Here is a 26,375-nt window from a genome sequence, read left to right on the forward strand (position 1 = left end):
TCAGCCCAGCTTCTCGGCGGCCCAGGGGGCGAAATAGGTGATGACGCCCGCCGCGCCGGCGCGCTTGAAGGCTGACAGGCTTTCGAGGATGGCGCGGTCGTGGTCGATCCAGCCGTTCTGGGCGGCGGCCATGATCATCGCGTACTCGCCCGACACCTGGAAGGCGTAGGTGGGCATGCGGAATTCCTCGACCAAGCGCCGCACGATGTCCAGATACGGCATGCCCGGCTTGACCATCACCATGTCCGCGCCCTCGGCGATGTCGAGCGCGACCTCGCGGATGGCTTCCTCGGTGTTGGCCGGGTCCATCTGGTAGGTCTTCTTGTCACCCTGGCCGGCGGAGAGCTTGGCCGAGCCGATGGCGTCGCGGTACGGACCGTAGAAGGCCGAGGCGTATTTGGCCGCGTAGGACATTATCATCGTGTCCTGGAAGTTCGCGCCTTCCAGCGCCGCGCGCAGCTTGCCGATGCGGCCGTCCATCATGTCGGACGGGGCCAGGATGTCGGCGCCGGCCTCGGCTTGGATTAGCCCCTGTTCGACCAGGCGCTCGATGGTCGGGTCGTTGAGGATCCTGCCGCCCTCGATCACGCCGTCGTGGCCGTGGTCGGTGAAGGGGTCTAGCGCCACATCGCACATGATCCCGACCTCGGGGGCGGCGTCCTTCATCGCCTTGACGGCGCGCGGAATGACGCCGTCCGGATCGGCGGCGATCGAGCCGGTCGCGTCCTTCCGCGAGCCGTCGATGTGCGGGAAGATGGCGATGGCCGGGATGCCCAGGTCGCGGGCGCGGACGGCGGCCTTGGCGGCTTCCCTGACGGAAAGGCGTTCGACGCCCGGCATCGAGGCGATAGGGATCGTCCCTTCGCCTTCGTGCACCACCATCGACCAGATCAGGTCCGATGGTCGGACCTCGGTCTCGCGGACGAGGCGGCGGGTCCAGTCGGCCTGGCGCAGGCGGCGCAGGCGGGTGGCGGGATAGGGAGCGAGGGGCGGAACGGTCATGACGTTGATTTGAACCGCGCCGCCTCTCTAGGCAAGTTCATGGGGCCCTTAAGAGGCTCAAGAATAGCGGAACGCCGGATCGTCCAGGTCGAGGGTCGGGAAGAGGTCCTTCTCGGTCCAGTAGTCCTGGGTGTGTCGCCACTCCGGCTTGTCGCCGGCCTTGGGCAGCAGATGCATGTTCCGCATCAGATAGCCGGGATTGAAGTCCTCTGGATCGATCCATTCGCCGATCTTCATGTCCGCGTCCTGCGGCCGCAGGGCGACCTCGACCTGCCGCGCGCCTTTGGCTTCCATGTGGGCCAGCAGCCGGCAGACGAAGTCGCCGATCATGTCGGCGCGCAAGGTCCAGCTGGCTCGGAAATAGCCGAAGACCCAGACGAGGTTCGGCAGGCCGGTGAACATCATGCCGCGGTAGGTGACCGTATTGGCGAAGTCGAGCGGCTTGCCGTCCACCGCGAACGCGATGTCGCCCAGGACGCTGAGGTCGAAGCCCGTCGCCGTGACGACGACGTCCGCCTCCAGCATCTTGCCGGACTTGAGCAGCAGCCCCGTCTCGGTGAAGCGGTCGATCTCGTCGGTCACCACCGAGGCCTTGCCGGAGGCGATGCCCTGAAAGAGATCGCCGTCGGGCACGAAGGCGATGCGCTGCCGCCACGGACGATAGCGCGGCGTGAAATGGGTCTTGATGTCGAAGTCCGGGCCCAGGAACGCCTTCACGCCTTCCAGCAACTCGGCCTTGACCACTTCGGGCTCCTCGACCGAGCGCCGCGTGAATTCGTTCTGGTCGAACAGCACCTTGCGGCGGACGATCTCGTGGATCCAGGTCTCGTCGATCTCCAGCTGGCGCAGGACGTTGGCCAGCTCGTTCTCGTTGCGGCCGGGTACGAAGTAGGTGGGCGAGCGCTGCAGCACGGTGACATGGGCGCAGTCGCCGGCGATGTTGGGAACCAGGGTCGCGGCCGTCGCGCCAGAGCCAATCACCACCACCCGCTTGTTCTTCAAGTCGAGGTCGTCGGGCCAGGTTTGCGGATGCACGATCCGGCCCTTGTAGTCCGACATGCCGGGCCAGTCGGGCGTATAGCCCACCGAGTGACGGTAATAGCCCTGGCACATCCACAGGAAGTTGGTGGTGTAGCGCTCGGCGCCGTCCGGGCCGGCGACCTCCAGCGTCCAGAGCTTGTCAGCGGACGACCAACTGGCCGAGACGATCCGTCGCCGATATCGGATGTGGCGCGCCAAGTCGTTCTCGGTGATCACCTCGCCCATGTAGTCGAGGATTTCCGCGGCGGTGGCGATCGGTGGGCCGACCCACGGCTTGAAGCGATAGCCGAAAGTATAGAGGTCGCTGTCCGAGCGGATGCCGGGGTAGGTGTGCGTTAGCCAGGTGCCGCCAAAACTCTCGAGCGCCTCCAGCACCGTGAAGGTCGTCCCCGGTCGTTGCACGCCGAGGTGATAGGCGCTCCCGATCCCGGAAATGCCCGCGCCCACGATGATCACGTCGAAATGCTGTGTAGCCGCGCCTGACGCGGTCTTCGAAAGCGTCGCCGCCTCGGTCATGTCGTTCCTCCCGTGCTGGCCGACAGACGGCCAAGTTGCCCCCGGCGTCTCTTCGGACGCCTGGGTTATCAACGTACACTTAGAGGGTGCTGCGCCGTTTGAGCTGAATCAAGCGGCGTTTGCGCGTTCGGGCGAAAAGGTCAGGGCGCCGTGCGGGCGGCCAGCATCGACGGTCCGTCGATGCGGGTCCACAGCTGCGACTTGCACAGGAAGTTGCCGATCACGCAGCCCTTGGCGCGCATGGTCTTGGGGTCGATGATGTCGGCCGACCCCACGAGGGTGACCTTCAGGGTCGGGACCCACACGCGCCCCTTCAGCGAACCGTCGCGCTGGCTCTCGAAGTCACGCAGCAGTTGCTTGCCGATCAGGGTGTCGGCGCCCGCCTTGCGCGCGTCGGCCTCGGCCTTGGCGCTGGCCCACACGACGACGCCGCAGGTGCTGGGGCCGCAATCCTTGATTTCCAGGTGCACGGTGTTGTGCGGGTTACGCCACACGCCATAGCTACGCGCGATGTCGCCGCCCTCGGCCGCATGGGCCGGGACCGCGGCCGTGGCCATCCCCAGGGCCGCGACAAGAGCGGCGAGTGCAAGTTTCACGAAACGCATAATCGTCGATGCAAATGTTATTGTTGAGAACGCCCAGACTCGAGATCGGCATTTGGGCCGAAAGGCGATGGTTATCAAGGGGGTGCGACGCCTGAGTCGCTACACACCGTGTAACGGAGGATTTCAGGCCACACTTGGAGGCCCGCGCGACACGCGTTGACAGCTGGCGCACGGCGCGGCACGTCAGCGGCCAAGAAGGTGAGGGCGGCTTTGCCCCGAACGGGAGGAAGTGCGCATGGATTTCGCGCTGAACGAAGATCAAGTCGCAATCCAGGATGCGGCTCGCGCTTTCGCCGAAGGACAGCTTGCCCCGTTCTCGGCCGAGTGGGACGAGAAGAAGCATTTCCCTGTCGAGACTCTGCGCCAAGCCGCCGAGCTGGGCTTCGCCGGCATCTATGTGAACGAGGATGTCGGGGGCAGCGGTCTGTCGCGCCTAGACGCCTCGATCATCTTCGAGGCGCTCAGCTACGGCGACGTGCCGACCGCCGCCTATCTGACCATCCACAACATGGCCTCGTGGATGATCGATCGCTTCGGCTCCGAGGATCTGCGCAAGCGTTACCTGCCGCGTCTGACGACCATGCAGCTGATCGCCAGCTACTGCCTGACCGAGCCGGGCTCGGGTTCGGACGCGGCCAACATGCGCACGAGCGCCCAGCTCGACGACGACCACTATGTCCTGAACGGTGGAAAGGCCTTCATCTCGGGCGGTGGCGTGTCGGACGTCTATGTCGTCATGGCGCGTACGGGCGGCGAGGGCGCCAAGGGCGTTTCGGCCTTCGTGGTCGAGAAGGGGACGGAAGGGCTCAGCTTCGGGGCCAACGAGCGCAAGATGGGCTGGAACGCCCAGCCGACGGCGCAGGTGAATTTCGACAATTGCCGCGTGCCGGTCGAGAACCGCATCGGCCAGGAAGGCGAAGGCTTCCGCTTCGCCATGATGGGCCTGGACGGCGGTCGCCTGAACATCGCCTCGTGCTCGCTGGGCGGGGCGCAGTTCGCCCTCGACACGGCCAAGGCCTACATGGAGACCCGCAATCAGTTCGGCAAAGCGCTGAAGGACTTCCAGGCCTTGCAGTTCAAGCTGGCCGACATGGCCACCGAGCTGGAGGCCGCCCGACTGATGGTGCGCCGGGCCGCCCACGCCCTGGACAATCGCCACCCGGAAGCGACCAAGTTGTGCGCCATGGCCAAGCGGTTCGCCACCGACGCCGGCTTCCAGGTGGCCAATGACGCCTTGCAGTTGCACGGCGGCTACGGCTACCTCCAGGATTATCCGCTGGAGCGCATCGTGCGCGACCTGCGGGTGCACCAGATCCTGGAAGGGACCAACGAGATCATGCGCGTCATCATCGCCCGAGAGATGTTCCGGCAGTGATCTATCTCTGTCGCCATGGGGAGACCTTCCACAATCGCGAAGGCCGTCTGCAGGGGCGGTCGGAGTCGGACCTGACGCCGCTGGGCCGCGCCCAGGCGGGAGCCATGGCCGACCTGTTGTTCGACCTGGTTCGCCGCGACCCGCCGGCCGGCCCCCTGGGTGAGTGGCGCATCGTCGCCAGCCCGTTGCGCCGGGCGCGCGACACGGCCGAGACCATCGGCGCGCATCTGGGGCTGTCGGTCGCGACCGACGAACGCCTGGTGGAGATCGACGTCGGCGAATGGTCCAACCGCCTCCGCGAGGAGGTGAGAGGCGAGAAACCGCATCTTCACGGCGACGACGCCTGGGGCTTCCACGCGCCGGGCGGCGAGACCTATGAGGCCATGATGGCCCGCATTACCCACTGGCTGGGCGAACAGGCGGCCGAGCCCGAGCGCCGGCTGATCGTCGTCAGCCACGGCGTCGCCGGCCGGCTGCTGCGCGGCGCCTATGCCGGCTTGTCGCAAGCCGAGACTCTGGCCCAGGACATCCCGCAGGACGCCGTCTATCGCCTCACGGCCGGTCAGATCGACCGCTTCGACTGCGCGCCCGTCGCCGAACCCGCCTAGGACCTATCGATGACCGACGAACCCGAAGTCCTGATCCGCGTCGAGAAGAACGTCGGCCGCATCACGCTCAATCGCCCGAAAGCCCTGCACGCCCTGACGCTTGGCATGTGCGAGACCATGATCGGCGCGCTGCTGGACTGGCGGGAAGATCCCGAGATCTACATGGTCCTGATCGACCATGCGGGCGAGCGCGGCTTCTGCGCCGGCGGCGACATCCGGATGCTGGCCGACAGCGGGGCCAAGGACGGCGTCGAGGCGCGACGGTTCTTCCACACCGAGTACCAGTTGAACCACCTGCTGTTCACCTATGACACGCCTGTCGTGGCGGTGATGGACGGCATCGTCATGGGCGGTGGTGTCGGCATCTCGATGCCGGCCCATGTGCGGATCGCCACCGAGCGCACGACCTTCGCCATGCCCGAGACCGGCATCGGCCTGTTTCCGGATGTCGGCGGCGGCTGGTACCTGCCGCGCCTGCCGGGCAAGGCGGGGCTGTGGCTGGCCCTGACCGGCGCGCGGATCAAGGGCGCGGACTGCATGCGCTTGGGAGTAGCCACCCACTTCGTCGAGTTCGGCGCCGTGGCGGGGCTGAAGAAGGCGATCATCGCCGATCCCCGCCGCATCGAAGAGATCCTCAAGAAATACCGCGCCGACGCTGGCAAGGCGGCGCTGCTGGGCTTCGAGCAGGACCTCAACCGCCTGTTCGTCGGCGAGACCGTCGAGGAGATCGTGGAGTTCCTGACCCTCGACTCCAGCGACTGGGGCAAGGCCCAGTTGGCCGTGATGCGGACCAAGTCGCCCCAGACGATGAAAGTCGCTTTCGAGCAGCTGAAGCGCGGCGCGGCCATGACCGACTTCGCTGACAACATGGTCATGGAGTACCGGATCGGCTCGCGGGTGGTGATGAAGCACGACTTCATCGAGGGCGTCCGGGCCGTGATCGTCGACAAGGACAACGCCCCGAAGTGGAATCCCGCGACCCTCGAGGGGGTCACGGACGCCATGCTGGAGGAGATTTTCGCTCCGCTTCCCCGCGGGGAGGAATGGAGGCCGCTGACGTAGCCGTCACGCTAGGTTAGGGTCGCACAACAAGAACACGTCGGTTCGGAAGGATTGCCATGCGTAAGCCGCTTCTCAGTCTCGTCGCCGTGCTGGGCCTTGCGGCCTGCGCCACCCAGCCGATGATGGGACCTCCGCCGCCGCCGCCTTCGGGCCCGGCGGCCGCGGCCATCTCGCCGAACATCGCCGCCGCGCTCAGCGATCCGTCGCGTCCGGCCGCCGACATGGTCCGAGACGCCAACCGGCATCCGGGCGAGGTCCTGACCTTCGCCGGGGTGCGCCCGGGCGCGAAGGTCGCCGATCTGATCCCCGGCGGCGGCTACTTCACCCGCATCCTGGCCAAGTCGGTCGGCCCCAGGGGCGTGGTCTATGCCTATGTGCCGGACGAGCTGACCAAGCTGGCCAATCGCGAGCCCGCGGTGAACGCCATCGCCCGTGATCCGGCCTATTCGAACGTGAAGGTGATCCTGAACACGCTGCCGAACTTCTCCACGCCGGAGAGGCTGGATCTGGTGTTCACCGCCCAAAACTATCACGACATGCACGACAAGTTCATGGGGCCGGCCGACCTGTCGGTCGTGAACCGCCAGATCTTCAGAGCTCTGAAGCCGGGCGGCGTGTTCCTGGTTATCGACCATTCGGCCGAGGCCGGCTCGGGCCTGCGCGACACCGAGACCCTGCACCGCATCGACTCGGCGGTGGTGAGGTCCGAGGTCACGGCCGCCGGCTTCATCTTCGAGGGCGAGAGCCGCGTGCTGAAGGATCCGGCCGACTCCCGCAAGGCCAACGTCTACGACCCGTCGATCCGCGGGAAGACCGACCAGTTCGTCTACAAGTTCCGCAAGCCGGCCACGGCGCGCTGAGCCGGAAGGCCCGACGATACTCAACGATAAGAGCCGCGCCCATGAGGCGCGGTTCGCATTTTCTGGGAGCTCTACAATGACCCGCATCGCCTTCATCGGCCTGGGCAACATGGGCGGCGGCATGGCCGCCAATCAGGCCAAGGCTGGCCACGAGGTCCACGCTTTCGACCTGTCGGCGGCGGCGGTCGAACGGGCGGTTGCGGCTGGCTGCCAGGCGGCCGGCTCGGTGGCCGAGGCGGTGGCGGACGCCGAGGTGGTGATCACCATGCTGCCGGCCGGTCCGCACGTGCGCGCCGTCTATGGCGAGCAGATTCTGAAGAGCGCGCCCAAGTCCGCCTTGCTGATCGACAGCTCGACGATCGACGTCGAGAGCGCCCGCGCTGTGGCCGGGCAGGCGGCCGAGGCCGGTTTCCGCTTCGCCGACGCGCCGGTGTCGGGCGGCGTGATGGCCGCCGAGGCCGGCGCCCTGGCCTTCATGGTCGGCTGCGCGGCCGTGGACTTTCCGGCCATTGAGGCGGCGCTGGACCCGATGTCGCGCGTGACGATCCACGCCGGCGACCACGGGGCGGGGCAGGCGGCGAAGATCTGCAACAACATGCTGCTGGGCGTGTCGATGCTGGGGACCTGCGAAGCCTTTGCCCTCGCCGAGAAGTTGGGTCTGGACGCAGATCGCTTCTTCGAGATCGCCAGCAAGTCATCGGGCCAGTGCTGGTCAGTGACCAGTTACTGTCCGGTCCCGGGCGTGGGGCCCCAGACCCCGGCCGACCGCCACTACGAGGGCGGCTTCGCCTCGGCCATGATGCTGAAGGACCTGAAGCTGGCCCAGGAGGCCGCCGCCAAGGCTGGGGCCAGCACGCCGATGGGGGCGCAGGCCGAGGCGCTGTACGCGTTGTTCGACGGCAACGGCTTCGGCGGCAAGGACTTCTCGGCCATCATCCAGTTACTGCGCGGAAAGCTGGCGCAGCTTGGATGAATCGTCGAAGACGCCGCATCCGCGACGGAGTTCATTGGCGAAGTCGATGCGGCCAATCGCGTACTTCAATTTGCTAGGTAAACGTCCCTAGATGGACACCAACGGCGCTTGGTGCGAAAAGCCGAGCCATGAACTAAGGGGACCCCCGGACCATCCGGCCGGTGGTTTAGAGACCGACATGGACTACAAAGCCGCGTTCCGCAGCGCCGTTGACCAGATCCGCGAAGAGGGCCGCTACCGGGTCTTCGCCGACCTTAAGCGACAGCGTGGACAGTTCCCGCGCGCCACCTGGACCCGTCAGGACGGCTCGGAACGTGAAGTCGTGGTCTGGTGCAGCAACGACTATCTCGGCCAGGGTCAGAATTCCGTCGTCATGGACGCCATGAAGGCCGCCGTCGACGCGCATGGCTCGGGCTCGGGCGGCACACGCAACATCTCGGGCACCAACCACGACCACGTCCTGCTGGAGCAGGAACTGGCCGACCTGCACGGCAAGGAAGGCGCGCTGCTGTTCACCTCGGGCTACGTCTCCAACGAGGCCAGCCTGTCGGTGGTGCAGAAGATCCTGCCCGGCCTGATCATCTTCTCGGACGAGTTGAACCACGCCTCGATGATCGCCGGCATCCGCAATGGCGGCGGTCCGCGCAAGGTGTTCCGCCACAACGATCTTGAGCATCTCGAAGAGCTGCTGGCGGCGGCCCCGGCCGACGCGCCCAAGATGGTCGCCTTCGAGAGCGTCTATTCGATGGACGGCGATATCGCCGACATCCGCGCCACGGCGGCTCTCGCCAAGAAGTACGGCGCCATGACCTATCTGGACGAGGTCCACGCGGTCGGCATGTACGGCCCGCGCGGCGGCGGCGTCGCGGAGCGCGACGGCCTGATGGGCGAGATCGACATCATCGAAGGCACGCTCGGCAAGGCGTTCGGCGTCATGGGCGGCTACATCACCGGCGACGCCGAAGTGATCGACGCCATCCGCCTGATGGCCGCGGGCTTCATCTTCACCACCTCGCTGCCGCCGGCCTTGGTGGCCGGCGCGCTGGCCAGCGTCCGCTGGCTGAAACAGCACCCGGAAGTGCGCGAGATCCACCAGGAGCGCGCCGCGACCCTGAAGGCCATGTTCAAGGCCGCCGGCCTGCCGGTGATGGAAAACGAGAGCCATATCGTTCCGGTGCTGGTCGGCGATCCCGTCCACACCAAGTTGATCAGCGACATGCTGCTGGCCGATCACGGCGTCTATGTGCAGCCGATCAACTACCCGACGGTGCCGCGCGGCACCGAGCGCCTGCGCTTCACCCCGACTCCGTTCCATACCGACGACATGATGCGCAAGCTGGTCGCGGCGATGGAAAAGCTGTGGGCTCACTGCAATGTCGCCCGCATGGGCGGCTACGCGGCGTAGAGCCTGTCCGTTTCGGATTTTATCCGAAGCGGATAAACAGGCTCTATCTCAAACATTTTGAACGTGGTCTTCGCCACGTTCAGGGGATCAGACGCACCTTCAGCTTCGACCAGACCGCACATCGTCGAACCGAAAAACGCCGCCGGAGTCCGGCGGCGTTCGCGTGCCCGAACGGCGAGAGGCGGTCAGCTTCCCCGGCGCACGCCCTTGCCCAGGCCGATCTTCTTGGCGAAGTCCGAGCGGCGGGCCGCATAGGCCGGCGCCACCATCGGATAGTCGGGCGGCAGGCCCCACTTGCGACGGTATTCCTCGGGGCTCATGTCGTAGTGCGAGCGCAGATAGCGCTTGAGCATCTTGAGCTTCTTCCCGTCCTCCAGACAGACGATGAAGTCATGCTGCACCGAGCGGCCCACCGGAACCGCCGGCTTGGCCTTTTCGGCCGGTTGCGGAGCCTCGCCGCCGTTGCCCAGCGAGGCGAGCGCCTGGTGGACCGTACGGATCAGGTCCGGAATGGCCGTCTGAGAGACTGTGTTCTGACCTACATAAGCCGCCACGATCTCGGCGCTGAGCCCCAGAATATCGACGTTGTTGTCGCTCGTCGTGTCCGTGCCGCCGCCTTGAGACGCCATGAGATACCCCATTCCCGTTGTTGTCGTTGGAACTCCGCGGGGGTTGAGCACCGCCCTGCAGGACGGCAACGCACAAAACAGGATGCGGTTCCTACATTGATCGCCGCGCCTATCCCGTTAAAGAGGGCGCCTCTGCCGACTCCCCCAAACGCCCGGAGAGCGAAATGACCCAAGCCAACACCAGCGCCTTTTTCGGCGCCGACCTCGCCACCGCGGACAAGGACATCTTCGACCGCATCGGTCGCGAGCTGGACCGTCAGCAGAACCAGATCGAGCTGATCGCCTCGGAGAACATCGTCTCGAAGGCGGTGTTGGAGGCCCAGGGCTCGATCCTGACCAACAAATACGCGGAGGGTTATCCGGGCAAGCGCTACTACGGCGGCTGCGAATATGTCGACGAGATCGAGACGATCGCCATCGAACGCGCCAAGTCGCTGTTCGGCGCCGGTTTCGCCAACGTCCAGCCGCACTCGGGTTCGCAGGCCAACCAGGCGGTGTTCATGGCTCTGCTGCAGCCGGGCGACAGCTTCCTGGGCATGGACCTGGCCGCCGGCGGCCACCTGACCCACGGCTCGCCCGCCAATCAGTCGGGCAAGTGGTTCAAGCCGGTGTCCTACACCGTGCGCCAGCAGGACCAACTGATCGACTACGACAACGTCGCCGAGGTGGCCGAACGCGAGAAGCCCAAGCTGATCATCGCCGGCGGCAGCGCCTATAGTCGCGAAATCGACTTCGCCCGCTTCCGTCAGATCGCCGACAGCGTCGGCGCCTATCTGATGGTCGACATGGCCCACTTCGCCGGCCTGGTGGCCGGCGGCGTGTTCCCGAGCCCGGTCCCCCACGCCCACGTCGTCACCACCACCACTCACAAGACCCTTCGCGGCCCGCGTGGCGGCATGGTGCTGACCAACGACGAAGCCATCATCAAGAAGGTCAATTCGGCCGTTTTCCCGGGCCTGCAAGGCGGTCCGCTGGAGCACGTCATCGCCGCCAAGGCCGTGGCCTTCGGCGAAGCGCTGCAGCCGGCGTTCAAGGACTATGCCCGGCAGATCATCGCCAACGCCAAGGCGCTGTCGGAAGCCCTGCTGAAGTCAGGCGTCAACATCGTCTCGGGCGGCACCGACAGCCACCTGATGTTGGTCGACCTGCGTCCGAAGGGCGTGACAGGCCGGGACACCGAGCACAGCCTCGAGCGCGCCCACATGACCTGCAACAAGAACGGCGTGCCGTTCGACACCGCGCCGTTCACGATCACCTCGGGCGTTCGCCTGGGCACGCCGGCCGGCACCACGCGCGGCTTCAAGGAAGCCGAGTTCACCCGCGTGGGCGAGCTGATCGGCGAAGTGGTCAACGGCCTGGCCGCCAACGGTCCGGAAGGCAACGCCGAGGTCGAGGGTAAGGTCCGCGAGGAAGTGCTGGCCTTGACGGCCCGCTTCCCGATCTACAACTAATATGGTCTAGGCGCCGCGGGAGGGGCCACATCATGCGCTGCCCCTTCTGCGGACACGCCGAAAGCCAGGTTAAGGACAGCCGCCCGTCTGAAGACGGCGCGGCCATCCGCCGTCGCCGCATGTGCCCCGAGTGCGGCGGTCGCTTCACCACGTTCGAGCGCGTGCAACTGCGCGAGCTGATCATCCTGAAGCGTTCGGGCCGGCGCTCGCCGTTCGATCGCGACAAGCTGGTGCGTTCGATCGCCCTGGCCACCCAGAAGCGCCCCGTCGAGGCCGAGCGCGTCGAGCGCATGATCAACGGCATCGTCCGGCAGCTGGAAAGCATGGGCGAGACCGAGCTCCCGTCCTCGACGGTGGGCGAAATGGTCATGAAGGCGTTGAAATCGCTCGATGACGTCGCCTATGTCCGTTACGCCTCCGTCTATCGGGATTTCAAGGAAACCAGCGACTTCGCCAAGTTCCTGACCGAAGAAGGTCTGAGCGACAGCGTCGAAGAAGAGCTATAGTTCGTTAATCCCTGATGTGTGTTTGTGTGCGCGCGGCAAGCGCGGCCGTGGAGATTCGAAGCTAGATGGTTGAAGACAACATCCGCTTGCTGATCGTAGAGGGCCGAAGCCATTCGGGGATCTCCGACGAGCTGCTGCGCGGAGCCGTGCAGGCGATCGAGGCCCAGGGCGCGGAATACGACGTGATCACCGTCTCCAGCGCCCTGCAGATCCCGACGGTCATCGCCATGGCCGAGGACGCGGCTCGCCGCCCCGTGGGCGTGCGCTACGAAGGCTATGTCGCGCTCGGCGCGGTCATCCGGGGCGAGACCTACCATTTCGAACTGGTCGCCAATGAAACCGCCCGCGGCCTGCAGGATCTGGGCATCGGCAAGCGGCTGGCGATCGGCTTCGGCGTCCTGGCCGTCGACGACGAGGCCCAGGCCTTGACCCGAGCTCGGGTCAGCGAAGGCGACCGCGGCGGTTCGGCCGCCAAGGCCTGCCTCGAGACCATCGCCCTGAAGCGTCAACTGCTGGGACAGGCCCGATGAGCGGCAACCGCATCCAACCGCGCTCGGTGGCGCGTCTCGCCGCCGTCCAGGCCCTGTACCAGATGGAAGTCTCGGGCGCGGGCGTCGACGCCGTGGTGCGCGAGTTCGGCGAGCACCGCTTCGACCGCGATGTCGAGGGCGAGCGCCTGGCCGCCGCCGACGAGACCTTCTTCGCCGAACTGGCCAAGGGCGTGGTGACCAACCAGTCCAAGATCGACCAGGGCATCGTCAAGCGCCTGGCCTCGGGCTGGCGCCTGGAGCGCCTGGACGCTACGGCCCGCGCCGTGCTGCGAGCCGGCGCCTACGAATTGATGTACCGGCCGGACGTTCCGACCGAAGTCGTCATCAACGAGTATGTCGAGATCGCTAAATCCTTTTTTGAGGGTCCCGAGTCAGGCTTCATCAATGGCGCCCTCGACGCGATCGCCCGTGATGCACGAGACTGACGAAGACGACTGGTTCGCTGACGATGACGCCGCGCCCGCCGCGGCGGAGGCGCCCCCGACGGAATTCGACCACATCGCGCGCCTGCTGCGTCCGCTGACGCGCGGCGACCCGGCGGCGCTGGACCTGCTGGACGACGCGGCCGTGCTGCCGTCGCGTCCTGGCTACGACCTGGTGATCACCAAGGACGCCATGGTGGCCGGCGTGCACTTTCTGGCCGACGAGGCCCTGGACGTCGTCGCGCGCAAGCTGCTGCGCACCAATCTCTCCGACTTGGCGGCCAAGGCGGCCGAACCCTACGGCTATTTCCTGGCCATCGGCTGGCCCTCGGGCTCCGACGTCACCTCGCGCGAGACCTTCGCCCGGGGTCTGGCCGAGGACGGCGCGCTGTTCGACATGTCGCTGCTGGGCGGCGACACGGTCACCACCTCGGGTCCGCTGGTCGTTTCGGCCACTTTGCTGGGCTGGGTTCCCGAGGGCGGGGCCATCCTGCGACGCGGCGCCAAGCCGGGGGACCGCCTGATGGTCTCCGGCACGATCGGCGATGGCTGGCTGGGTCTCCTGGCCCAGTGGGGCGAGGTGGTCGACGCCGACGGCGCCATGCTGCGCCGCTATCGCCAGCCCGAACCGCGCGTCACCCTGCGCGAGGCGATGCGCGTCCACGCCAAGGCCGCCGCCGACGTCTCCGACGGCCTGCTGGCCGACAGCGCCCATATCGCCAAGGCCAGCGGCTGCCGCGTGCGCGTCGACCTGGAGCGCCTGCCGCTGTCGCCGGGCGGTCAGGCCTGGCTGGACCAGCAGCCAGAGCAGGTCGAGGGTCGTATCTCGCTGGCTTCCGGCGGCGACGACTATGAGATCGTCTGCGCCGTCGATCCCAGCGAGGCCTGGAACTTCCGCGTCGCCGCCGCCGCGGCCGGCGTGAAGGTCAGCGAGATCGGCGAGTTCGTGGAAGGCGAGGGGGTCTCGGCCTACTACAAGGGTCGCGACGTTACACCTTCGCGCCTGGGCTGGCTGCACGGCTGATCCCGCCCGAGGCCCCTGCAAGGAGCCGGTTAGGTCAATATCAAGCCCTGTCGGTTATGGATGATGGCCATGATCGATCTTGCCACACCCTCGCGCCGTATCCTGCTCGCGGCCGCCTTCGCCGCCCCCTTCGCCATCGGGGCCGCGCCGGCCTTCGCCAATAGCGGCAAGAAGGAGAAGAAGGAGGGCGAGGGCCAGGCGCTCGACCCGACGTACAAGCTGGGCTCGATGACCATTCCGATCATCGCCAACGGCCGGATCGTCAACTACGTCTTCGTCGCCATGACCCTGAAGCTGAAGGAGGGCGCCGACGCCGCGGCCCTGAAGGACCAGGAGCCGATGCTGCGCGATGCGATCGTACGCGCCGCCTACAAGACTCCGTTCACGCGCGCCGACACCTGGAAGGAGGTCGACGGTCCGCGCCTGACCAGCTTCGTTCTGAGCCAATGCGGCGTACTGATGGGCAAGGGCAAGGTCGCCTCGGTCGAGATCGTCAAGCAGATCCCCCGCCAGCAGCTGATGCCGCCCAAATCCAGCGCCGCCAAGCCGGTCGGCCAGGGCGAACTGCACCCCTGATTCCATGCCCCGCGCCAAGCTTTGCCGCTGCAAAGGCTTGCGCCGACGCGGGTTGCGCGCCCCCCGACCATCTGACAGTCTCTTTCGGATGACGCCGTTCGGCTGTCATTTTGGGAGCATCGAGGGGGCACGAGGCCAAAGGCCCGCCCGTCGATCCGGGCGGCGGTTTGACGTGCGTCATTACCTCCAGCCGCCGGGACCGGCATCCCCCTCGTGATTGGAAGCGCGAAGGGGCGAAGAACCTAATGAGTCTTTGGCTTTATCTGGCCATCGGGGCCGGGCTGCTGGCGGTGCTGTACGGCGCCGTGCAGACGGCCAGTCTGATGCGGGCGTCGCCCGGCAATGCGAGGATGCAGGAGATCGCCGCGGCGATCCAGGAAGGGGCGCAAGCCTACCTGCGTCGGCAGTACCTCACTATCTCGGTCGTTGGCGCGGTCATTCTCGTCGCCGTCTACCTGCTGATCGGCCAGTGGGCCGCTCTGGGCTTCCTCGTCGGCTCCGTGCTTTCGGGCGCGGCCGGCTTCGCGGGCATGCTGATCTCGGTCCGCGCCAACGTCCGCACGGCCCAGGCCGCTTCCGAGGGGCTGGCCAGGGGGCTGTCGCTGGCCTTCACCTCCGGCGCCATCACCGGCATGCTGGTGGCTGGCTTCGCTCTGCTGGGCGTGGCGGGCTACTACTGGGTGCTGACGGGCCCGCTGGGCCTGGAACCAACCGGCCGCGGCGTCGTCGACGCCCTGGTCGCCCTGGGCTTCGGCGCCTCGTTGATCTCGATCTTCGCCCGTCTGGGCGGCGGCATCTTCACCAAGGGCGCCGACGTGGGCGGCGATCTGGTGGGCAAGGTGGAAGCCGGCATCCCGGAGGATGACCCCCGCAACGCCGCCACCATCGCCGACAACGTCGGCGACAATGTCGGCGACTGCGCCGGCATGGCCGCCGACCTGTTCGAGACCTATGCGGTGACCACGGTCGCCACCATGGTCCTGGCCGCCATCTTCTTCCGTGGCACGGAAGCCGTGGGCGCCATGATGCTGCTGCCGCTGGCCATCTGCGCGGTCTGCATCGTCACCTCGATCATCGGCGCGTTCTTCGTTCGCCTGGGCAAGAGCCAGAACATCATGGGGGCCCTCTACAAGGGCCTGATCGTGACGGGCCTGCTGTCGATCCCGGCCGTCTGGTACGTGCTGCACGACTTGATCCCGGCTCCGGTCGTGACGGCCGCGCGCACCTATACCGCCGATGGCCTGTTCTATTGCGGCTTGGTCGGTCTGGCGGTCACCGCCGCCATCGTCATGATCACCGAGTACTACACGGGCACCAACTTCCGCCCGGTGAAGTCGGTGGCGCAGGCGTCGGTCTCGGGTCACGGCACGAACGTGATCCAGGGTCTGGCCATGTCGCTGGAATCCACGGCCCTGCCGGCCCTGACCATCATCGTCGGCATCCTGGTGACCTATAATCTGGCGGGTCTGTTCGGCATCGCCATCGCCACCACGACCATGCTGTCGCTGGCCGGCTTCATCGTCGCCCTGGACGCCTTCGGTCCGGTCACCGACAACGCCGGCGGCATCGCCGAGATGGCGGGCCTGCCGCCGGAAGTCCGCGTCACCACCGACGCGCTGGACGCCGTGGGCAACACCACCAAGGCCGTGACCAAGGGCTACGCCATCGGTTCGGCCGGACTGGGCGCCCTGGTGCTGTTCGCCGCCTATACCGAGGACCTGAAGTTCTTCTCGGCCAATGCGACGCCGGGCAGCTTCTTCGACGGCATGGGGCCGGTGACCTTCGACCTGTCGAACCCCTATGTCGTGGTCGGCCTGCTGTTCGGCGGCCTGCTGCCGTTCCTGTTCGGCGGCATGGCGATGACCGCCGTCGGTCGCGCGGCCGAGTCGGTCGTCGCCGAGGTGCGTCGTCAGTTCCGCGAGAACCCGGGCATCATGACCGGCGAGGTCAAGCCCGAGTACGGCAAGGCCGTGGACATCCTGACCAAGGCGGCCATCCGCGAGATGATCGTGCCCAGCCTGCTGCCGGTCGTCTCGCCGGTGGTGCTGTTCTTCGTGATCAAGGCCATCGCCGGCAAGGTCGACGCGTTCGCCTCGTTGGGCGCCATGCTGATGGGCGTGATCGTCACCGGCCTGTTCGTCGCCATCTCGATGACCAGCGGCGGCGGCGCCTGGGACAACGCCAAGAAGGTCATCGAAGAAGGCTTCACCGACAAGAATGGCGTCCTGCACACCAAGGGCGGCGACACCCACAAGGCCGCCGTCACCGGCGACACCGTCGGCGACCCCTACAAGGACACCTCGGGTCCGGCCGTGAACCCGATGATCAAGATCACCAACATCGTGGCCCTGCTGCTGCTGGCGGTGCTGGCCCACGGCTAATCTTTCGAGAGCAGCCTGAAACTGGAACGCCCCGGAGTTTCCTCCGGGGCGTTTTTGTCTTCGGGGCCTGCCGTCGAGGACCTCAGTACACGTCCTCGGGGTCCATCTGGGACAGGGCGTCCGTGATCTCGTCCGGCTGGCCTCCCCGGCGTTCGACGCCGGAGAATTCATGGTCGATCCGGCGACGCCGACAGGGGCCGAAATACTCGCTGGCCCGCACGAACGGTCTGGGGTTGTTCACGATCTCGTTGATCCGGTGCATGACCCCGCGCGCGGTTAGTGGCTTGGCCAGGAACTCGGTGACGCCGGCCATGCGCGCGGCGGTCAGCGTGCGCTGGGTGGCGTGGCCGGTCATCATGATGATCGGCACGTACGGATTGGGGCTGGCGCTCGATGTGCGGATCCAGCGGATGAAGGCCAGGCCGTCGACCGGATGCATCATCAGGTCGGTGAAGACGATGTCGATCTCTTGCGTCTGAAAGATCTTGAGCGCGTCGAGGCCATCGCCGGCCTCGCGGATCCTGCGAACGCCGGCGGCCTTCAGGATTTCGGCCACGAGCTTGCGCATGTTCGCGTTGTCGTCGACCAGAAGCACCGATACGTCACGAAGGTCCATGCCTTCCACAGTGCGTCTCCCACCGTCGTCGAGAATTCGCCACGCCACGACTTGGGTGGCTTGAGTCGAGTGTGACCCGTTTTGGGTTTATGAAGTGTTTAGGGGTGAGTATTCTATCCGAATTGGGACGGTGAATATCGAATTCACAGTAAATCGGAGAAATTTACTTTACCGTGTCGGGCGGCGGCGCGGGGTTCGGCGTCTGGCGCGCGAAAAAGCCGCCCACCTTGCAGTGGACGGCTTTCTTGATCTGTCGAGCTGTCGACTTACTCTGGAGCGCTTTCCGATCCGACTGGATCGGTGAACTGCTCCAGTTTCCTGCTCTTACGCATTTTTTCGACGGCGAGCCGGCGGCCACTCCGTCGGAAAATGCCCTAGCGACCGCCGGGGCGCTGGCCCGGGGCCTCGTCGTCCTGCGGGAGCATGCCGCCGCGACCGACGTTGCCGAGCAGCTGTTCGAGGATGGTCATCTCGCGGCCGCGGGTCGGAGTCTCACGGCCGTTGTAGGCGATGACCTTGCCGTCCTTCAGCGTATAGGTGTTCACCGAGGCGACCTTTTCGTCGGCCTGGTTGAATTTGATGGCTACGACGTCGCGCTTGATCACGCGCGGCATGTAGAAGGCCACACGGTCGGTCGTCTGCGAGATGTAGTACCAGGTGTTGTTGTCGAAGGTCGAAACCGCCGACGGCGAACCCAGCTTTTCCATCAGGGTCGACTTGCTGTCCTCGCCGACCTTCATGTCGGCGGGCTTGGCCTCGATGGCCTGAAAGCCGGAGTAGCTGGTCAGCGGCGTACAGGCGGACGTGGCGATCGCCAGGCCCAGAATGGCGGCGGCGAAAACGGCGGGGCGAGACATCAAGGCTCCGAACCGGAAAAATGCAGACTTTGACCTATCGCCCGCGGGAGCTTAGTTCAATGCCCGCGTGAAAGCGGACCCCGCGTCTAGCGGGATGTCGCGGCGAAATCGAGGCGTTTCATGTTTCTGGATCGGTGGCTCAAGCCCAGGCCCGCCAAGGCGGCGGGAGCCAAGCTCTATGCGGGCGCGGTGGCTCAGGCGCGGTCCGCGATCTTTTATCGTGACTTCGGCGTCCGCGACTCGATGGAAGGCCGCTTTGAACTCTTCAGCCTGCATGTGATCTTCCTGATCGAGCGACTGAAGGGGCAGGGCGACGCGGCGGCGGAGACCTCGCAGGCGGTTTTCGACTCGTATGTGAAGGGTCTGGACGACGCCTTCCGCGAGATCGGCGTGTCGGACACGGCGGTCGGCAAGAAGATGAAGAAGCTGGCCGGTGCCTTCTACGGCCGTCTGAAGGCCTATGACGAAGCCGTCGCCACCCTGCCGGATCTCGCGGGCATGACCGGCTTCCTGGCCCGCACCGCATTCGAGGAGCGCGGCGAGGGCGACATCGCGGCCCTGGCCGCCTATGTGATCAAGACGCGCGAAGCCCTGGCGGAACAGCCGCTGCAGGGCCTGCTACAAGGAGACGTGACATGGCCGAACCCGTGACCGCGCCCTGGCCGTGTGAGATTTCGCTGGCCCAGGTCGACCGTGGCGCCGTCAAGCTGCGCCTGGAACCCTCGGCCGACCAGCGCAAGGCGATCGCCAAGCAACTGGATCTGGTGAGCCTGGAAGAACTGAGCGCCGAGGTGTTCCTGACCTCGTGGCTGGACGGGGCCGAGGTCTCGGGCATCTTGCGCGCCCGCGTGGTCCAGACCTGCAGCGCGACGGCCGACGACTTCGAAACGCCGATCGACGCGCGCTTCGACTTGCGCGTTCTGCCGGCCAACAGCAAGAACGCACCGCAGGACGAGGACAGCGGCGACCTGGGCGTCGACCCGGACGCCGACGATCCGCCGGACGTGCTGGACGGCGACAAGATCGACGTCTCGGGTTACGTGATCGAGCACTTGGCCCTGGAACTGGATCCGTTCCCCCGCAAGCCGGGCGCGGTGTTCGTCCAACCGCCCGAGCCGGTCGAACTTTCCCCGTTCGCGGCGCTAAAGGGCCTCAGAGGCGACAGCGAGTAGGGCGAAAGCGCCCGACTCGACCGCTTGCGTGATATTCACGCGGATGTATCGTCCGCCGCCCGGCGAGACCGCCTCTCGGAGCTCACAGCGCCACGTGTCCCAATCCGTAGTCATCTCGGTCGACGCCATGGGCGGCGACCACGGCCCCTCCATCGTCGTGCCCGGCGTCGCGCAAGCGGCCCAGGCGCTCCCGGGTGTGCGGTTCCTGCTGCATGGCGACGGCGCGAAGGTCGAGGCTGAACTGGCCAAGCATCCCTCCGCCAAGAGCGTGAGCGAGGTGCGCCACACCGACAAGGCCATCGGCATGGACGAAAAGCCCGCCCAGGCCATGCGCCGGGGCAAGGGCTCGTCGATGTGGAACGCCATCGAGGCGTTGCGCGAGAATCAGGCCCAGGCCTGCGTCTCGGCCGGCAACACCGGCGCCCTGATGGCGATCTCCAAGCTGATCCTGCGCATGGGCGCGGACCTGGAGCGCCCGGCCATCGTCGCCAACTGGCCCAACATGAAGGGCGTGACAACGGTCCTGGACGTCGGCGCCAATGTCGAGAGTGACGCGGCCCAGCTGGTCGAGTTCGCGATCATGGGCGCGGCCTTCCACCACGCCGTGCATGGCTCCAAGCGCCCGACCGTAGGGCTGCTGAACGTCGGTTCCGAGGACGAGAAGGGCCACGAGGAGGTCCGGGAGGCTCACGCCGTCCTGCGCGATACCAAGCTCGATTTCGACTATCACGGCTTCGTCGAGGGCAATGACATCGCGTACGGCACGGTTGACGTCGTCGTCACGGACGGCTTCACCGGTAATGTGGCCCTGAAGACCGCCGAGGGCATGGCGCGGTTCTTCTCGAACGAGATCAGGGCCACCCTGACCTCCGGACCGATGGCCATGCTCGGCGCCCTGATCGCCTCCGGCGCGCTGAAGAAAATGCGCCAGCGGCTGGATCCGAGCCGGGTGAACGGAGCCCCGTTGCTGGGTCTCAATGGAATCGTGGTCAAGAGCCACGGCGGCGCGGACGCCAACGGCTTCGCCGCGGCCGTCCGGGTCGCCACCAACCTCGCACGCAGCGATTTCCGCGCCGAGGTCGATAGAAATCTGAAGCGTCTGACCGCCGTGGCGGCCAAGAGCGAAGCCCCGGAGCAGGGGCAGGGAGCGGCCGAGTGAGCGTAACTCGCAGTGCAGTGACTGGCGTCGGCGCGTATCTGCCGCCGAAGATCGTGACCAATGATGACCTGGCCAAGTTCGTTGACACCAGCGACGCCTGGATCGTCGAGCGCACCGGTATCCACCAGCGCCACCAGGCCGCCGACGACCAGCCGGTCTCGGATCTGGCTGTCGAGGCCGCCAAGGAGGCCCTGCAGGCCGCTGGCAAGTCCGCCGCCGACGTCGATCTGATCATCGTGGCCACCACCACGGCCGACCTGACCTTTCCCGCCGTCGCCACCATCGTTCAGCGCAAGCTGGGCGCGCCCGTCGGCATCGCCTTCGACGTCCAGGCCGTCTGCTCGGGCTTCGTCTACGCCCTGAGCGTCGCCGACGGCTTTGTCGCGCGCGGTCACGCTAAGTGCGCCCTGGTGATCGGCGCCGAGACCATGACACGCCTGATGGACTGGAGCGACCGCGGCACCTGCGTGCTGTTCGGCGACGGCGCCGGCGCGGTCGTCCTCGAGCCGAAGGAAGGCGAGGGGACCACCGGCGACCAAGGCCTGCTGGGCTTCGCCTTGCGCGCCGACGGGACCAAACAGGACCTGCTCTATGTCGACGGCGGCGTCTCGACGACCGGCACGGTCGGCAAGCTGCGGATGCTGGGCAACCAGGTCTTCAAGCATGCCGTGATCAACATCTCCGAAGCCATCCACGCGGCCGCCGCCAATGCCGGCGTCGCGGTGGCGGACGTCGACTGGTTCATCCCGCACCAGGCCAACCAGCGCATCCTCGCCGGCGTCGCCCACCGTTGCGGCATCGACGAGGAAAAGGTGATCTCGACGGTCGCGACCCACGCCAACACCTCGGCCGCCTCGATCCCGCTGGCCCTCGCGCACGGCGTGAAGGACGGTCGAATCAAGAAAGGCGATCTGCTGCTGCTGGAAGCCATGGGCGGCGGCCTGACCTGGGGCGCCTGCGTTCTGCGCCTTTAAGGCGCAGCTTGCGCGATCTTCTCGTCGGGCATGAACTCCTGACGTTGAGCCTTTGACTTCATGCGATAATCACGGCATGAGGTCGTCGGTGAATTTTGGGCGCGGTCCGTTGAGGGCGGTCGCGGCATACTCAGGTTCGCCGCGAGTGCTCCATCGGAGGTGGTCTTTCTGACCGCCAAGATACGCGTGAAGGGGGTTGCATGAAGGGCGCTACTTTGACCCGGGCCGACCTGTGTGAGGCGGTCCATGAAGAGGTCGGATTGACCCGTCAGGACTGCGCCGGCCTGGTCGAGCGCACCCTGGATCTCGTGGCCGAGGCGCTCGAAGAGGGCGAGACGGTCAAGCTTTCCGGTTTCGGCGTCTTTCAGGTCCGCGCCAAGCGCGCCCGCATGGGGCGCAATCCCAAGACTGGCGAACCGGCCGAGATCGAACCCCGTCGGGTGATCGGCTTCCGCGCCTCCCAGGTCATGAAGGCGCGAATCGACCGCGCCTTGGGCGACTAGGGAATCGATGCGGTGGCGAAGGGGCCGAACGCCTTCCGCACGATTTCAGAGGCCGCCGATGAGCTGGGCGTGCCGCAGCACGTGCTGCGCTTCTGGGAAACCAAGTTCTCCTTTATTCGCCCGATGAAACGGGCCGGCGGGCGGCGCTTCTATCGCCCGCAGGACGTGGCCGTGCTGAACGGCGTCCGCACCCTGCTGCACAGCGAAGGCCTGACTATCAAAGGCGTGCAGAAGCTGCACCGCGATCAGGGCTTGGCCCAGGTGATCGCCGCCGGCATAGGCTCGAACGGCTCCGCCAGCCTGGATCCCAATTTCGACTATGAGATTTCGGATGCGCCCGCCAAGCGTCTCGACGCGCATGCGCGCGATCGTCTGGCCTTCGCGCTGGACGACCTGACGGCCATCAAATCACGCCTGGACGGTCTTCTCGTCAGGGGGTGAATTTCGTCCGAAATCGCTGTTGCCCAATGGGGGAGCGGCGCCTATAAGAGCGCCTCTTCCGTCGGAGCGTGGCGCAGCCTGGTAGCGCACTTGACTGGGGGTCAAGGGGTCGCAGGTTCAAATCCTGTCGCTCCGACCATTTCCTTCGGGAACCCTTTTCCTTCGGGAATTGGGCGGAAGACGAAAGGCCGCCCTTCGGGGCGGCCTTTTTCGTTCCGGGATCAACGCTGGCCCCCAACTATCTTTGGCCCACATCCAGCGGCTTGTCGGCCTTGCCCATCCACGAGATCAGCGGGATCACCGGCAGCACCCAGCCCATGCCCAGGACCACGAAGTAGACGAGGTGCACGAAGCGGTTCCGCGGCAGGTGGTCGTAGAGGCTGGTGAAGGCCCAGATCCAGGCGAACAGGACCGCCATCACGGCGAACGCGCCGATCAGCTTGCGCACTCTTGCGGGGATCTGGCGGGCCGGGATCATGGGAGCGCTCACGCGGTTCTCCGGAAGAGGCCGAGCACGGCCAGGAACAGGATCGCGCCCACGCTGGAGACGATCAGCTCGCCGACGAAGCCGGCCAGGTGCAGATCGATGCGCGAGGCGATGAAGGCTCCGATGAACGAGCCGATCACGCCGATCAAGAGCTTGATGAACAGCGAGTGGTGGCGACCCAGCACGATGTCGGCGATCCAGCCGGCGAGGATGCCGATCACCGCCGCCGCGAATACGCCCATGCCGCTCATTGTTCTCTCCGCCTCGCCCAAGACGCTTGTTTCTCGCACGAACCCGCGGCGCCGTCATGCCGAGCCACAGAAACATTGATGCGGGCCAGCGTCGGGCGTAGGGAGGTCTCGCCGCATTTCGGCCCAGTAGTGACGCTTTTCAGGCCCCATGACGTCCTTCCTGCGTTCCGACCGTTCGCGCCCCGTCGCGATCTGGCTTTTCATCGTCGCCGCCATGGTGTTCGCCATGGTGGTCGTGGGCGGCGCGACCCGCCTGACCGACTCGGGCCTTTCGATCACCCAGTGGAAGCCGATCATGGGCGCGTTGCCGCCCCTGTCCGAGCAGGCCTGGCGCGAGAGTTTCGAACTCTACAAGAAAATCCCCCAGTTCCAGCTGGTGAACCCGGACATGACCCTGGAAGGGTACAAGGGCATCTTCTGGTGGGAGTGGGCGCACCGCCTGCTGGGCCGGACCGTGGGCGTGGCGTTCGCCATCCCGTTCGCTGTCTTCCTGATCCGCCGCGACATTCCGCGTCGCCTGATCTGGCGCTGCGCCGTCATGCTGGGCCTGGGCGGCCTGCAAGGGCTGGTCGGCTGGTGGATGGTCTCCAGCGGTCTCTCCGAGCGGGTCTCGGTCGCGCCCGAGCGGCTGATGACCCACCTGGGCCTGGCGCTGGCCCTGTTCGTCGTCTTGATCTGGACCGCGCTGGACGCCTGGAATGGCTCGCCGCGGGTCGAGGAGCGCTCGGCCTGGCGTGGCTGGGCCTTGGCCTTCCTGGGCGCGGTGTTCTTCCAGAGCCTGCTGGGCGCGCTGGTCGCCGGCAACGACGCGGGCCTCGTCTATAACGACTGGCCGCTGATGAACGGCGGCTTCTTCCCGGCCGAATATCTGGGCAAGGGTTTGTGGGGCACGCTGGCGCACAGCCAGGGCGCCGTGCAGTTGCACCACCGGCTGATGGCCTACGCCCTGTTCGCGGCCGGCCTGGCGATCGCCTTCCTGGCGCGGCGCGACCGTCCGCTGGCGGCGGGCAGCAAGGCCGCGGCCTTGACGGTGGCGGTCGTGGTCACCCTGCAGGCGGGCCTGGGGATCTGGACCCTGATGGCCAGCGTGCCGATCGCGTTGGGCGTGCTGCACCAGGCCGGCGCCGCCGTGCTACTGGCGACGGCGACCGTCTTCGCGTGGCGGGTGCGCAGGCCTTGAATCTCGGCGGCTGAAACAAAGTCCCCGAACAACTGTCACACGCCAGGCGCAAATCGGGCCGATTCCTCATGGAGCTTGGCCTTGATCCGCCCCCTTGTTCTCGCGCTGGTCGCGTCCGTCGCCATTCCCGCTCTCGCCTTCGCCCAGAATCCTATCGAGACCCCGAACGCCGCCGTCAGCGCCGCTGACGCGTACTACAAGGCCGGCGAGGCCGCCCTGGCCAAGCAGATCGCCGTGGTCCCGAACACGGGCAAGGCCAAGAACGTCATCCTGTTCCTGGGCGACGGCATGGGCATCTCGACGGTCACGGCTGGCCGCATCTATGACGGCCAGCTGAAGGGCGTCGACGGCGAGTCCAATTCGCTGGCCTTCGAGAAGCTGGCCTATTCGGCGCTGTCCAAGACCTACAGCCACGACACCCAGGTCACCGACAGCGCCGCCGGCATCACCGCGATCATGACCGGCGTGAAGACCCGCAACAAGATCATCGGCCTGACCGGCGCGGCGCTCGGCGAGAAGTGCGAGACCGAGAAGGGCAATGGCGTCGACACCCTGGCCGAGCTGGCCAAGGCGCGCGGCAAGGCCGCCGGCGTCGTCACCACCACCCGCGTCACTCACGCCACCCCGGCCGGCGCCTACGCCCACACCGCCTATCGCGATTGGGAAGGCGATGGCGACATGCCGGTCGAGGCTATCCGGGCCGGTTGCAAGGACATCGCCCGCCAGTTGATCGAGGCTCCGGACGCCCTGCGGCTGGACGTCGTCATGGGCGGCGGCCGCTCGCGCTTCCTGCCCGAGGACAAGGACGGCAAGCGCGCCGACGGCCGCGACCTGACCGCCGAGTGGCTGAAGGCCGAAGGCGCGGGCTCGTCCTATGTCGTCACCGCCGACCAGCTGAAGGCCATCCCGGCCGACACCAAGCATGTGCTGGGCCTCTTCGCGCCCGAGCACTTGCCGTACGAGGTGGAGCGCGCGGTGCTGGGGCAGGGCGTCCCGACCCTGGCCGAGATGGCGACCTCGGCCGTCGACGTCCTGTCCAAGAACCCGAACGGCTACTTCCTGATGGTCGAGGGCGGCAAGATCGACATGGGCAGCCACCTGGGCAACGCCAAGCGCACGCTCAGCGAGACGGTCGAGTTCTCCAAGGCCATCGCCGCCGTGCTGGCCAAGGTCGACCTTAAGGACACCCTGGTCGTCGTCACCGCCGACCACAGCCACGGTCTGGTGATCTCAGGCTACGCCGTCCGCAATTCGCCGATCCTGGGCATGGCCGGCAACGAGGGCGACCCCGCCATCGCCGGCGATGGCAAGGCCTATACGACCCTGATGTTCGCCACCGGCCCGGGCGGGCCGACGGGCAACAACACGCGTAACGACCCGGCCAAGGAAGACCTGGACGACGTCGACTATCACCAGCAGGCCACGGTGAACCTCGCCAGCGCCGCCCACGCCGGCGAGGACGTGGGGGTGTTCGCCGACGGCCCGCAGGCCTTCCTGCTGCGCGGCGTGGTCGAGGAAAGCTACATCTTCCAGGTCATGCGCCACGCCTTCGGCTTCGACGCCCCGGCGATCGCGCCTGCCGCCGCCCCGTCGGCCGAGGCGCCCAAGACCAAGAAATCGTGGTTCAAGCGCGGCTAGGGAAGATCGCGTGATACGGTATCTGAATACCGTATCACGCAAGCCTTTGTAAAGTAAGGGTTTGTGTACTTTCTTGCTTCCGCATTGTTGACAGCGCGCGAACCCTCCCG

At 66.5% G+C, this 26,375-nt stretch carries 29 protein-coding genes and 1 tRNA gene; 22 read left to right on the forward strand and 8 right to left on the reverse strand.

Features of this window, described 5'->3' with window-relative positions:
• From hemB to AC07R7_RS17400, 3 genes are all read right to left on the reverse strand, one after another.
• Entirely contained in the window at positions 1 to 1,002 is a 1,002-nt protein-coding gene (hemB, locus tag AC07R7_RS17390) for a porphobilinogen synthase (protein WP_494636039.1), read from the reverse strand.
• Between the two features lie 57 nt (positions 1,003 to 1,059).
• Positions 1,060 to 2,559, reverse strand: a complete 1,500-nt coding sequence (locus tag AC07R7_RS17395; protein WP_494636040.1) for a flavin-containing monooxygenase — start codon at positions 2,557 to 2,559, stop codon at positions 1,060 to 1,062.
• A gap of 140 nt (positions 2,560 to 2,699) precedes the next feature.
• The gene (locus AC07R7_RS17400; RefSeq protein ID WP_494636041.1) at positions 2,700 to 3,164 is read right to left on the reverse strand and encodes a DUF2147 domain-containing protein; all 465 of its coding nucleotides are present in this window, start codon (positions 3,162 to 3,164) and stop codon (positions 2,700 to 2,702) included.
• A gap of 229 nt (positions 3,165 to 3,393) precedes the next feature.
• Between AC07R7_RS17400 and AC07R7_RS17405 the strand changes: the two genes are divergently transcribed.
• From AC07R7_RS17405 to hemA, 6 genes are all read left to right on the forward strand, one after another.
• Complete coding sequence (locus tag AC07R7_RS17405) at positions 3,394 to 4,539, forward strand: isobutyryl-CoA dehydrogenase (protein ID WP_494636042.1); 1,146 nt, start codon at positions 3,394 to 3,396, stop codon at positions 4,537 to 4,539.
• Positions 4,536 to 5,147 (forward strand): histidine phosphatase family protein, encoded by a 612-nt coding sequence (locus AC07R7_RS17410; protein ID WP_494636043.1) that lies wholly within the window; start codon positions 4,536 to 4,538, stop codon positions 5,145 to 5,147. The genes AC07R7_RS17405 and AC07R7_RS17410 overlap by 4 nt, the downstream gene beginning before the upstream one ends.
• 9 nt (positions 5,148 to 5,156) lie before the next feature.
• Positions 5,157 to 6,209 carry an enoyl-CoA hydratase/isomerase family protein gene (locus tag AC07R7_RS17415; RefSeq protein WP_492884270.1) on the forward strand — a complete coding sequence of 351 codons (1,053 nt, stop codon included), beginning with the start codon at positions 5,157 to 5,159 and terminating at the stop codon, positions 6,207 to 6,209.
• 56 nt (positions 6,210 to 6,265) lie between these two features.
• Positions 6,266 to 7,069, forward strand: a complete 804-nt coding sequence (locus AC07R7_RS17420) for a class I SAM-dependent methyltransferase (protein ID WP_492884272.1) — start codon at positions 6,266 to 6,268, stop codon at positions 7,067 to 7,069.
• Positions 7,070 to 7,145: 76 nt separating this feature from the next.
• Positions 7,146 to 8,042, forward strand: a complete 897-nt coding sequence (gene mmsB, locus AC07R7_RS17425) for a 3-hydroxyisobutyrate dehydrogenase (RefSeq protein ID WP_492840082.1) — start codon at positions 7,146 to 7,148, stop codon at positions 8,040 to 8,042.
• Between the two features lie 178 nt (positions 8,043 to 8,220).
• Positions 8,221 to 9,447: a 5-aminolevulinate synthase gene (hemA, locus tag AC07R7_RS17430; protein ID WP_492884274.1), complete on the forward strand. Its 1,227-nt coding sequence runs from the start codon at positions 8,221 to 8,223 to the stop codon at positions 9,445 to 9,447.
• A 185-nt stretch (positions 9,448 to 9,632) separates the two neighbouring features.
• On the opposite strand, the gene AC07R7_RS17435 is transcribed toward hemA, so the two are convergent.
• Positions 9,633 to 10,076 carry a Ros/MucR family transcriptional regulator gene (locus AC07R7_RS17435; RefSeq protein ID WP_492840080.1) on the reverse strand — a complete coding sequence of 148 codons (444 nt, stop codon included), beginning with the start codon at positions 10,074 to 10,076 and terminating at the stop codon, positions 9,633 to 9,635.
• Positions 10,077 to 10,240: 164 nt separating this feature from the next.
• On the opposite strand from AC07R7_RS17435, the gene glyA reads away from it, so the two are divergent.
• From glyA to AC07R7_RS17470, 7 genes are all read left to right on the forward strand, one after another.
• Positions 10,241 to 11,527 carry a serine hydroxymethyltransferase gene (gene glyA, locus AC07R7_RS17440; protein ID WP_492884276.1) on the forward strand — a complete coding sequence of 429 codons (1,287 nt, stop codon included), beginning with the start codon at positions 10,241 to 10,243 and terminating at the stop codon, positions 11,525 to 11,527.
• A gap of 32 nt (positions 11,528 to 11,559) precedes the next feature.
• Positions 11,560 to 12,033, forward strand: coding sequence for a transcriptional regulator NrdR (nrdR, locus tag AC07R7_RS17445; RefSeq protein WP_492840078.1), 474 nt, complete (start codon positions 11,560 to 11,562; stop codon positions 12,031 to 12,033).
• A 65-nt stretch (positions 12,034 to 12,098) separates the two neighbouring features.
• Positions 12,099 to 12,563, forward strand: coding sequence for a 6,7-dimethyl-8-ribityllumazine synthase (locus AC07R7_RS17450; RefSeq protein WP_494636044.1), 465 nt, complete (start codon positions 12,099 to 12,101; stop codon positions 12,561 to 12,563).
• Positions 12,560 to 13,009: a transcription antitermination factor NusB gene (nusB, locus tag AC07R7_RS17455; RefSeq protein WP_492840076.1), complete on the forward strand. Its 450-nt coding sequence runs from the start codon at positions 12,560 to 12,562 to the stop codon at positions 13,007 to 13,009. Before AC07R7_RS17450 ends, nusB begins: the two co-directional genes overlap by 4 nt.
• Positions 12,969 to 14,030 (forward strand): thiamine-phosphate kinase, encoded by a 1,062-nt coding sequence (gene thiL / locus AC07R7_RS17460; RefSeq protein ID WP_492884280.1) that lies wholly within the window; start codon positions 12,969 to 12,971, stop codon positions 14,028 to 14,030. The genes nusB and thiL overlap by 41 nt, the downstream gene beginning before the upstream one ends.
• A 69-nt stretch (positions 14,031 to 14,099) precedes the next feature.
• A complete protein-coding gene (locus AC07R7_RS17465; RefSeq protein WP_492884282.1) occupies positions 14,100 to 14,606 on the forward strand; it encodes a hypothetical protein in 507 nt (168 codons plus the stop codon).
• Between the two features lie 245 nt (positions 14,607 to 14,851).
• Positions 14,852 to 16,987 (forward strand): sodium-translocating pyrophosphatase, encoded by a 2,136-nt coding sequence (locus AC07R7_RS17470; protein WP_494636045.1) that lies wholly within the window; start codon positions 14,852 to 14,854, stop codon positions 16,985 to 16,987.
• Between the two features lie 82 nt (positions 16,988 to 17,069).
• Here the strand turns inward: AC07R7_RS17470 and AC07R7_RS17475 are convergent, their stop codons facing one another.
• Complete coding sequence (locus tag AC07R7_RS17475; RefSeq protein WP_492840072.1) at positions 17,070 to 17,612, reverse strand: response regulator; 543 nt, start codon at positions 17,610 to 17,612, stop codon at positions 17,070 to 17,072.
• A gap of 365 nt (positions 17,613 to 17,977) precedes the next feature.
• Positions 17,978 to 18,460, reverse strand: coding sequence for an outer membrane protein assembly factor BamE (locus AC07R7_RS17480; RefSeq protein WP_492840071.1), 483 nt, complete (start codon positions 18,458 to 18,460; stop codon positions 17,978 to 17,980).
• 120 nt (positions 18,461 to 18,580) lie between these two features.
• Between AC07R7_RS17480 and AC07R7_RS17485 the strand changes: the two genes are divergently transcribed.
• The 7 genes from AC07R7_RS17485 to AC07R7_RS17515 all read left to right on the forward strand — a co-directional run bounded on the left by AC07R7_RS17485 (position 18,581) and on the right by AC07R7_RS17515 (position 22,848).
• Positions 18,581 to 19,111, forward strand: coding sequence for a ubiquinol-cytochrome C chaperone family protein (locus AC07R7_RS17485; RefSeq protein ID WP_492884286.1), 531 nt, complete (start codon positions 18,581 to 18,583; stop codon positions 19,109 to 19,111).
• Positions 19,096 to 19,632 (forward strand): YceD family protein, encoded by a 537-nt coding sequence (locus tag AC07R7_RS17490; RefSeq protein ID WP_494636046.1) that lies wholly within the window; start codon positions 19,096 to 19,098, stop codon positions 19,630 to 19,632. Before AC07R7_RS17485 ends, AC07R7_RS17490 begins: the two co-directional genes overlap by 16 nt.
• A gap of 94 nt (positions 19,633 to 19,726) precedes the next feature.
• Complete coding sequence (plsX, locus tag AC07R7_RS17495) at positions 19,727 to 20,791, forward strand: phosphate acyltransferase PlsX (protein ID WP_492884290.1); 1,065 nt, start codon at positions 19,727 to 19,729, stop codon at positions 20,789 to 20,791.
• The gene (locus tag AC07R7_RS17500; protein WP_494636047.1) at positions 20,788 to 21,765 is read left to right on the forward strand and encodes a beta-ketoacyl-ACP synthase III; all 978 of its coding nucleotides are present in this window, start codon (positions 20,788 to 20,790) and stop codon (positions 21,763 to 21,765) included. The genes plsX and AC07R7_RS17500 overlap by 4 nt, the downstream gene beginning before the upstream one ends.
• 200 nt (positions 21,766 to 21,965) lie before the next feature.
• Entirely contained in the window at positions 21,966 to 22,268 is a 303-nt protein-coding gene (locus AC07R7_RS17505) for an integration host factor subunit alpha (protein WP_099578878.1), read from the forward strand.
• 12 nt (positions 22,269 to 22,280) lie between these two features.
• Entirely contained in the window at positions 22,281 to 22,709 is a 429-nt protein-coding gene (locus AC07R7_RS17510; protein ID WP_492884294.1) for a MerR family transcriptional regulator, read from the forward strand.
• A 62-nt stretch (positions 22,710 to 22,771) separates the two neighbouring features.
• Positions 22,772 to 22,848 (forward strand) — tRNA-Pro (locus tag AC07R7_RS17515).
• Positions 22,849 to 22,947: 99 nt separating this feature from the next.
• Here the strand turns inward: AC07R7_RS17515 and AC07R7_RS17520 are convergent.
• The gene (locus AC07R7_RS17520) at positions 22,948 to 23,187 is read right to left on the reverse strand and encodes a DUF2842 domain-containing protein (protein ID WP_494636112.1); all 240 of its coding nucleotides are present in this window, start codon (positions 23,185 to 23,187) and stop codon (positions 22,948 to 22,950) included.
• Between the two features lie 8 nt (positions 23,188 to 23,195).
• On the reverse strand, positions 23,196 to 23,447 hold the full coding sequence (locus AC07R7_RS17525; RefSeq protein WP_125158111.1) for a GlsB/YeaQ/YmgE family stress response membrane protein: 252 nt from the start codon (positions 23,445 to 23,447) through the stop codon (positions 23,196 to 23,198).
• A gap of 148 nt (positions 23,448 to 23,595) precedes the next feature.
• Here AC07R7_RS17525 and AC07R7_RS17530 point away from each other — a divergent pair, with 148 nt between their 5' ends.
• A complete protein-coding gene (locus tag AC07R7_RS17530) occupies positions 23,596 to 24,627 on the forward strand; it encodes a COX15/CtaA family protein (RefSeq protein ID WP_494636048.1) in 1,032 nt (343 codons plus the stop codon).
• 81 nt (positions 24,628 to 24,708) lie between these two features.
• The gene (locus AC07R7_RS17535; RefSeq protein WP_494636049.1) at positions 24,709 to 26,265 is read left to right on the forward strand and encodes an alkaline phosphatase; all 1,557 of its coding nucleotides are present in this window, start codon (positions 24,709 to 24,711) and stop codon (positions 26,263 to 26,265) included.
• Positions 26,266 to 26,375 lie beyond the last annotated feature (110 nt).

The sequence above is a fragment of the Caulobacter sp. GW821-FHT05F04 genome (assembly GCF_059419665.1).

What these genes read in the sequence shown, in the direction of transcription:
- AC07R7_RS17470 (WP_494636045.1), top strand. Translation starts at nt 14,852, where the DNA reads ATGAGTCTTTGGCTTTATCTGGCCATCGGGGCCGGGCTGCTGGCGGTG.
- AC07R7_RS17465 (WP_492884282.1), top strand. Translation starts at nt 14,100, where the DNA reads ATGATCGATCTTGCCACACCCTCGCGCCGTATCCTGCTCGCGGCCGCC.
- AC07R7_RS17450 (WP_494636044.1), top strand. Translation starts at nt 12,099, where the DNA reads ATGGTTGAAGACAACATCCGCTTGCTGATCGTAGAGGGCCGAAGCCAT.
- AC07R7_RS17400 (WP_494636041.1), bottom strand. Translation starts at nt 3,164, where the DNA reads ATGCGTTTCGTGAAACTTGCACTCGCCGCTCTTGTCGCGGCCCTGGGG.
- AC07R7_RS17420 (WP_492884272.1), top strand. Translation starts at nt 6,266, where the DNA reads ATGCGTAAGCCGCTTCTCAGTCTCGTCGCCGTGCTGGGCCTTGCGGCC.
- AC07R7_RS17490 (WP_494636046.1), top strand. Translation starts at nt 19,096, where the DNA reads ATGGCCGAACCCGTGACCGCGCCCTGGCCGTGTGAGATTTCGCTGGCC.
- AC07R7_RS17485 (WP_492884286.1), top strand. Translation starts at nt 18,581, where the DNA reads ATGTTTCTGGATCGGTGGCTCAAGCCCAGGCCCGCCAAGGCGGCGGGA.
- AC07R7_RS17435 (WP_492840080.1), bottom strand. Translation starts at nt 10,076, where the DNA reads ATGGCGTCTCAAGGCGGCGGCACGGACACGACGAGCGACAACAACGTC.
- AC07R7_RS17505 (WP_099578878.1), top strand. Translation starts at nt 21,966, where the DNA reads ATGAAGGGCGCTACTTTGACCCGGGCCGACCTGTGTGAGGCGGTCCAT.
- AC07R7_RS17395 (WP_494636040.1), bottom strand. Translation starts at nt 2,559, where the DNA reads ATGACCGAGGCGGCGACGCTTTCGAAGACCGCGTCAGGCGCGGCTACA.
- hemB (WP_494636039.1), bottom strand. Translation starts at nt 1,002, where the DNA reads ATGACCGTTCCGCCCCTCGCTCCCTATCCCGCCACCCGCCTGCGCCGC.
- AC07R7_RS17415 (WP_492884270.1), top strand. Translation starts at nt 5,157, where the DNA reads ATGACCGACGAACCCGAAGTCCTGATCCGCGTCGAGAAGAACGTCGGC.
- AC07R7_RS17520 (WP_494636112.1), bottom strand. Translation starts at nt 23,187, where the DNA reads ATGATCCCGGCCCGCCAGATCCCCGCAAGAGTGCGCAAGCTGATCGGC.
- nrdR (WP_492840078.1), top strand. Translation starts at nt 11,560, where the DNA reads ATGCGCTGCCCCTTCTGCGGACACGCCGAAAGCCAGGTTAAGGACAGC.
- thiL (WP_492884280.1), top strand. Translation starts at nt 12,969, where the DNA reads ATGGCGCCCTCGACGCGATCGCCCGTGATGCACGAGACTGACGAAGAC.
- AC07R7_RS17530 (WP_494636048.1), top strand. Translation starts at nt 23,596, where the DNA reads ATGACGTCCTTCCTGCGTTCCGACCGTTCGCGCCCCGTCGCGATCTGG.
- AC07R7_RS17480 (WP_492840071.1), bottom strand. Translation starts at nt 18,460, where the DNA reads ATGTCTCGCCCCGCCGTTTTCGCCGCCGCCATTCTGGGCCTGGCGATC.
- glyA (WP_492884276.1), top strand. Translation starts at nt 10,241, where the DNA reads ATGACCCAAGCCAACACCAGCGCCTTTTTCGGCGCCGACCTCGCCACC.
- hemA (WP_492884274.1), top strand. Translation starts at nt 8,221, where the DNA reads ATGGACTACAAAGCCGCGTTCCGCAGCGCCGTTGACCAGATCCGCGAA.
- AC07R7_RS17525 (WP_125158111.1), bottom strand. Translation starts at nt 23,447, where the DNA reads ATGAGCGGCATGGGCGTATTCGCGGCGGCGGTGATCGGCATCCTCGCC.
- nusB (WP_492840076.1), top strand. Translation starts at nt 12,560, where the DNA reads ATGAGCGGCAACCGCATCCAACCGCGCTCGGTGGCGCGTCTCGCCGCC.
- mmsB (WP_492840082.1), top strand. Translation starts at nt 7,146, where the DNA reads ATGACCCGCATCGCCTTCATCGGCCTGGGCAACATGGGCGGCGGCATG.